This is a genomic window from Parabacteroides sp. Y3-G-102, from assembly GCF_023656845.1.
Taxonomy (GTDB): domain Bacteria; phylum Bacteroidota; class Bacteroidia; order Bacteroidales; family Tannerellaceae; genus Parabacteroides; species Parabacteroides distasonis.
The window spans coordinates 1-5,222 of the sequence record NZ_JAMOKU010000088.1 but is presented as its reverse complement, the minus strand read 5'-3'; the positions used below and the strand labels follow the sequence as shown (position 1 = coordinate 5,222).

Below are 5,222 nucleotides of genomic sequence, written 5' to 3'. Positions count from 1 at the left end.
CTTGAAATGCAAACGACAATCTTCCTCCGAACCGAAATGAGCCGTAAAACTGAATATGTTCATAATCCCTGCTTTTTGAGCGCTAATATACTAAAAATATTAGGTGTGTTTGCGGAGAATCAGATAGATTTTTCAAAACACTCAAGTCCATACTCGCATTATGAAAAATTAATAAATTAGATGAAAGATATTTAGAAAGTTCGTCTTCCCATAATTCTTGAAAATTAAGGGAAAATTCTACATCTTCATATGAAATTCCGTGTATTGAAGTATGAGTTTTTAAAAACTTTTCTGATTTTGGTGGATTTATATAGTGTTTTGTCGAATAAACTATTGTGTCATTTTTCACGAAGCATAATCCGATTGCACAAGCACTTAATCTACTGTTATTTGCTGTCTCAAAGTCAATAGCAATAAAATCAAATTTATTTTCAAAGTACTCAGGGAATGTATGAGGATTTTTAAATTGATTGAATTTCAATTTTTGCAAAATCGCTTGTTCGTATTGAGGTTTTACTTTATAACCAACTTGTTTTGCTTTTTTTAGCCAAGGTTCAAGAATATAGTTTGGTGTATTTTCGATAAAATTATAGAATAGAAATTCATTGTTTGTTTCAGGATTTATTCCCGAAACTTCCATTTCAATTTGATTTTTTGGTTTAGGTTTAAAAAAGTTAAACATAGTTCATTTTGTATAATTCAGACGAGTTTTGGTGTAATATGGCATATAACGTTTGGCAAATTGGCGATGGAGCCGACTTTTAGCACAAATGTTGAATAGAATTACTAATCTTCAACATTGCACAAAAGTTCAATAGAAGTACTTCACCGGCTCTATTGCCAATTTGTTTGTTATGTGCCGTTTTATTCCATTTTATACATTTAACAATTGCTGAAACGTAAAGTCGGGTTTAAACATTTCAATTTCGTTTTGAGTTGATTCTTCTTGTGCTTCTTTGCCATAGATAAACATTTGCTGTTCATAATTTTTAACAGCCTCTTCAATGCTATTAAATTTTCCATCGGCTAGATTATCAGACAATATCAAGGCATCCACCAACCCACTATTTACTCCCTGCCCTGCAAAAGGCGGCATCAAATGTGCGGCATCCCCAATCATTGTTATGGGTAATGGGCGCTTGCTTTTCCAAGGCTTTTCTAAAGGAAATATCCGTGTAGCCAATCCTACAAATGACAACGTCGTATGAATCAATTCTTTGTAGCGTTCGTCCCAATCGGAAAATTCTTTCAGAAGAAAATCAACGACACTATTTCTGTTTTGAAAATCTACCTGCGTTTGGTTTTTCCATTCATCAGGTGTTTTAAAACTTATTCCAAAATGCAATGCACCATTATTATTGGGGTTAGCAAATAATAAATTACCTTGGTGAGATGCCATTAGCCGGTTTCCATTGCATAGCTGAAAAAATCCAGGACAGTTTATCTCTGGTTGATGAATATCGGCTTGTATATTGAAAGTACCTGTTTCTTCAACTTCCGTGTCGGTAACAAATTTTCTTACCTTGGACATCCCGCCATTGGCAAGAATAACCAAATCTGCTGTTTCACTCGGTTTATTCTCAAAAGTTAGTGTCCACTTCTTCTTACCAGGTTCAAGCATAACAAGTTTTCTATCCCAAATAACCGTGTCGTTTTCTAAACTATTCAACAAGATAGCCCTTAAGTCATTTCTGTTTATTTCAGGATTGTCAAATCGATTTTCGGGCTTTACATTTTTTGTGGATAAAATATTGCCTTTTTCATCAGCAATATTTACACCCATTGGTAAGGCTAAGTCATAATAAGTTTGTAACAATCCCGCTTTTTTCATTGCTTCCTGACCTGAACCTTTGTGTAGGTCAAGGGTTCCACCAAAAATTCTTGCCTCTCGGTCGTTGTCTCTTTCGTAAACTGAAACGTCTATGCCGTTTTGCTGTAATAATTTTGCCATAGTCAGTCCAACGGGTCCACCACCAATTATTGCAACGTTCTTATCACTAAGTAAATTCATTTGTTTGTCTGTATCTATTCGCATTGTCATTCAAAAATGGCACATAACGGGAAACGCATTGGCGAAGTGGCGGATAAATTGGACAAAAAGTTCAATTTAGCGAGAACGTAGCCGATGTGTTTCCACAGAGCTAACTTACAAATAAAAAGCGAATGTGGAACACATTCGGCGGAATAAAATGCAGAAACTTTCAATTTAGCACTTAACCTGCCATTTTGCCAATGCGATGTTATGTGAAGGAATTTTTAGTATCTTTGTATTCAAATAATTCACATTTTATGTATTTCAGCAAGCCTTGGTAATTAAAAATTAAAGTAAATTATTAAATCGTCTTTTTGAGACGGTTGCTATTTGGTACGTTAATTTTTAATTTAAAATAAGGTAATAATGAAAAATATAAAACCCTTAACTTTTCCGTTTAATTCGGAAAATAATACATCCATAAAACAAAGTCTTTTTCGATTTCGAGAATATTTTGATTCTTCTACAATTGTTGGTTTAGGCGAAAACGCACATTTCATAAAAGAGTTTTTTACATTCAGGCATCAAGTTATTGAGTTTTTAGTAACTGAATGTGATTTTGACACCTTGGCATTTGAGTTTGGTTTTTCTGAAGGATTAGAAGTTGATAAGTGGATAAAATCACAAATTCCATTCGACGATTTGGATAAGTTACTGTCACACTTTTATTATCCAAATGAGTTTAAAGATACTTTGCTATGGCTTCGTCGGTATAATCAAGACAATAATAATCAAATTACCTTTTTAGGTGTGGATATTCCTAAAAATGGAGGTTCTTATTTTCCAAACTTTCGTATTGTATCTGATTATTTGCAAAGACTTTCAATCGTTTCTTCTGATGTCTTACAGAAGATTTTAAATCTTGCTGAGAAATTTGATTTCTATTCGACTTCTCAGCTTGCGTTAAATTTATCGCTTTTTGATGAAGCTGAACATAATGAATTAAAAGCATTGCTATTAAAAGTTTACATTCGTTTGATTACTCTTCAACCAAAATTAGAAAGTTTAGAATTTCAATCGATAGTTCATCAAGTTAAAGGCTTGATTTATATGAATTATAATGCTGATGCTATGGAAAGTTTCATTACTGAAAGGGGAATTGAAGGAGATATGGGAGCAAAAGACCAGTATATGGCAGAAAGCATTGATTGGTTTTTGAAAAATTCACTTGGTAAAAAGATTATTTTGGTTGCCCACAATGCTCACATTCAAAAAACTCCGGTAGATTTTGATGGATTTATTAGTTGTTATCCAATGGGGCAAAGACTTTCGATGACTTTTGGAGAAAAATATAAAGCATTTGCAATAACTAATCTACGTGGAGAAACTGCGGCATTGTATCCTGATAATGATTATCAATTTGGCTTTAGGGTTGATAAATTTCCACTTGATTTTCCAGAGTCGGATTCTGTTGAATTTATTATGCAAGAATTTGGAGGAAAAGAATGCTGTTTACTAATGAACAGAAGTACGGAATTAAAAAATTGTAATAAGATTCGATTTGATTCGATGTGCCTAAAAACTGAAATAGAAGAAGCTTTTGACGGAATTTTTCTAATAGAAAAATCAACTGTTTCAGAAGTAGTGGATTGAGAATTTATAAATTTAATTTCGAAACGGCACTTTCTTTTTGGAGGTGCCGTTTTATTCTTTCACATAACGTGCCGCGTATTGGCGATGGGCGGGATTTTTAGCACTGAACTTTAATCGAAGAACAGAAGTTGAATTTTGCACTTCCGTTGATACGAAGCCGTTCAGCCCGCCTATTGCCAATACGATGTTGTACGACGTAGTTATGTTTTGGGTTTTAGTCCAGCTAAATATTTTCGTATGTCATTTTCTAATTTATCCGGGTATTTGTACTCTAATTTTTTTGACAATTCAGTTCCTATTTCTGAAACTAAATCAGTCATTGAAAATAGAGCAGTCCAATTTTCCTTTATATCGCTCCCTGAAAATGTTTGTTCTGTTTTAGCCCACATTTCCTGGTTAAGATACTTTTTGAAAAGCCGTCCATATTTATTGGTCGTTATGTTCCAATTGTGTTCACTTGCAATGTGCCATTCAATTAAAGGAATTAAATATTCTGTGCGAATAACGGTTTCCGACATAAATTTCGCATAGAATATTTCATCTCTCACAAGACACTTTGCCACGTAAGTTGTGTCCCACCAAAAATCGTTTATTAGATTTTGAAACTCTTTTTCAGACGGTTTTTTGATAATGGAAATTTGATAAGTTGGTTTCAGCATTTGCTTTGTAATACCATCTTTATCAATTAAAATTTTATAACCAATATCCCAATCTTCTGGTAATTCTTTCTCTTGCGTTTCCTTTATAAATTTTGATTTGCTGTAAAGTTTAAAATCTACTTTCACACCGTCTTCATAAAGTAGCATTTTCATTGCGTGTTTATGGTTAAAACAACTTTCGTCTTCTTCAATCATAGCAATTGGATTTCCGAATTTAAGCGTCCAGCTTTTGTCTGAAATGTAATTTGTATTATCCTCAAAAACAAATTCAATGTCTAAATCACTAAATTCGTCAACAAGTGCTAAAGGATTTACAAGTGAACTTGTCAGAAGAAGAACTCTTACATCTTCGTTTTTCTCCGACCATTCTATAATTGTTCTTAACTTTTCTTCTCTGACTTTCATTTTGTTTGGTTCGGTTTTACTATGTCGTACAACGGTTCTCAGCTATACGCAGGCAGGGATTTTAACCACTGAACTTCCTACGAAGAACTGAACTTTAAATTTACCACTTAACTGTCCTACGAAGCACGAAACCCCTGCTTGCGTATAGGTGATGTTATGCGGTCGGTTTTCATTTTCTCTTCTTTCTCGTTAATTTGTCAAGCAAAGTTACTAAATTTGCAGTCAAGCAATTTCAATTTTTGAATTATGTATTTCAGCAGACCTTGGACTTCTATCTAAGTGATAGGCAGTCCTGAAAATTCCAATCTCTTTTAGGTCAAGACAATTAGTCTATGGGTTTCGTGTACCGACTTTTTTGTAAAGGCGTTACGTTGTCATAGTTGCTCTGTCGGGTAATACTGTCTATTCACCCTCAAATCCGCAACTAAGCCCTTGAACGTCCTTATTGCGTTTACACGTCCTCTCATTACTGAATTTGCAGATAATTTGAACTTGAAGCACCCACTTCTGCCTACAATATCCCCTTACCCCAC

General features: G+C 34.0%; 4 protein-coding genes. 1 reads left to right on the top strand and 3 read right to left on the bottom strand.

Going from position 1 to position 5,222, the window contains the following annotated elements:
• Nucleotides 1–82: 82 nt before the first annotated feature.
• Both NBH16_RS23030 and NBH16_RS23025 read right to left on the bottom strand, forming a co-directional pair.
• Entirely contained in the window at nucleotides 83–682 is a 600-nt protein-coding gene (locus NBH16_RS23030; RefSeq protein ID WP_050427871.1) for an exonuclease domain-containing protein, read from the bottom strand.
• A 192-nt stretch (nucleotides 683–874) separates the two neighbouring features.
• Complete coding sequence (locus NBH16_RS23025; protein ID WP_008651082.1) at nucleotides 875–2,041, bottom strand: tetracycline-inactivating monooxygenase Tet(X2); 1,167 nt, start codon at nucleotides 2,039–2,041, stop codon at nucleotides 875–877.
• 357 nt (nucleotides 2,042–2,398) lie between these two features.
• On the opposite strand from NBH16_RS23025, the gene ere(D) reads away from it, so the two are divergent.
• A complete protein-coding gene (gene ere(D), locus NBH16_RS23020) occupies nucleotides 2,399–3,625 on the top strand; it encodes an EreD family erythromycin esterase (RefSeq protein ID WP_009040233.1) in 1,227 nt (408 codons plus the stop codon).
• Nucleotides 3,626–3,825: 200 nt separating this feature from the next.
• On the opposite strand, the gene NBH16_RS23015 is transcribed toward ere(D), so the two are convergent.
• A complete protein-coding gene (locus NBH16_RS23015; RefSeq protein ID WP_003013318.1) occupies nucleotides 3,826–4,689 on the bottom strand; it encodes an aminoglycoside 6-adenylyltransferase AadS in 864 nt (287 codons plus the stop codon).
• Nucleotides 4,690–5,222 lie beyond the last annotated feature (533 nt).

Coding starts and splice junctions, on each gene's coding strand:
- NBH16_RS23030 (WP_050427871.1), bottom strand. CDS start 682: ATGTTTAACTTTTTTAAACCTAAACCAAAAAATCAAATTGAAATGGAA.
- NBH16_RS23015 (WP_003013318.1), bottom strand. CDS start 4,689: ATGAAAGTCAGAGAAGAAAAGTTAAGAACAATTATAGAATGGTCGGAG.
- NBH16_RS23025 (WP_008651082.1), bottom strand. CDS start 2,041: ATGACAATGCGAATAGATACAGACAAACAAATGAATTTACTTAGTGAT.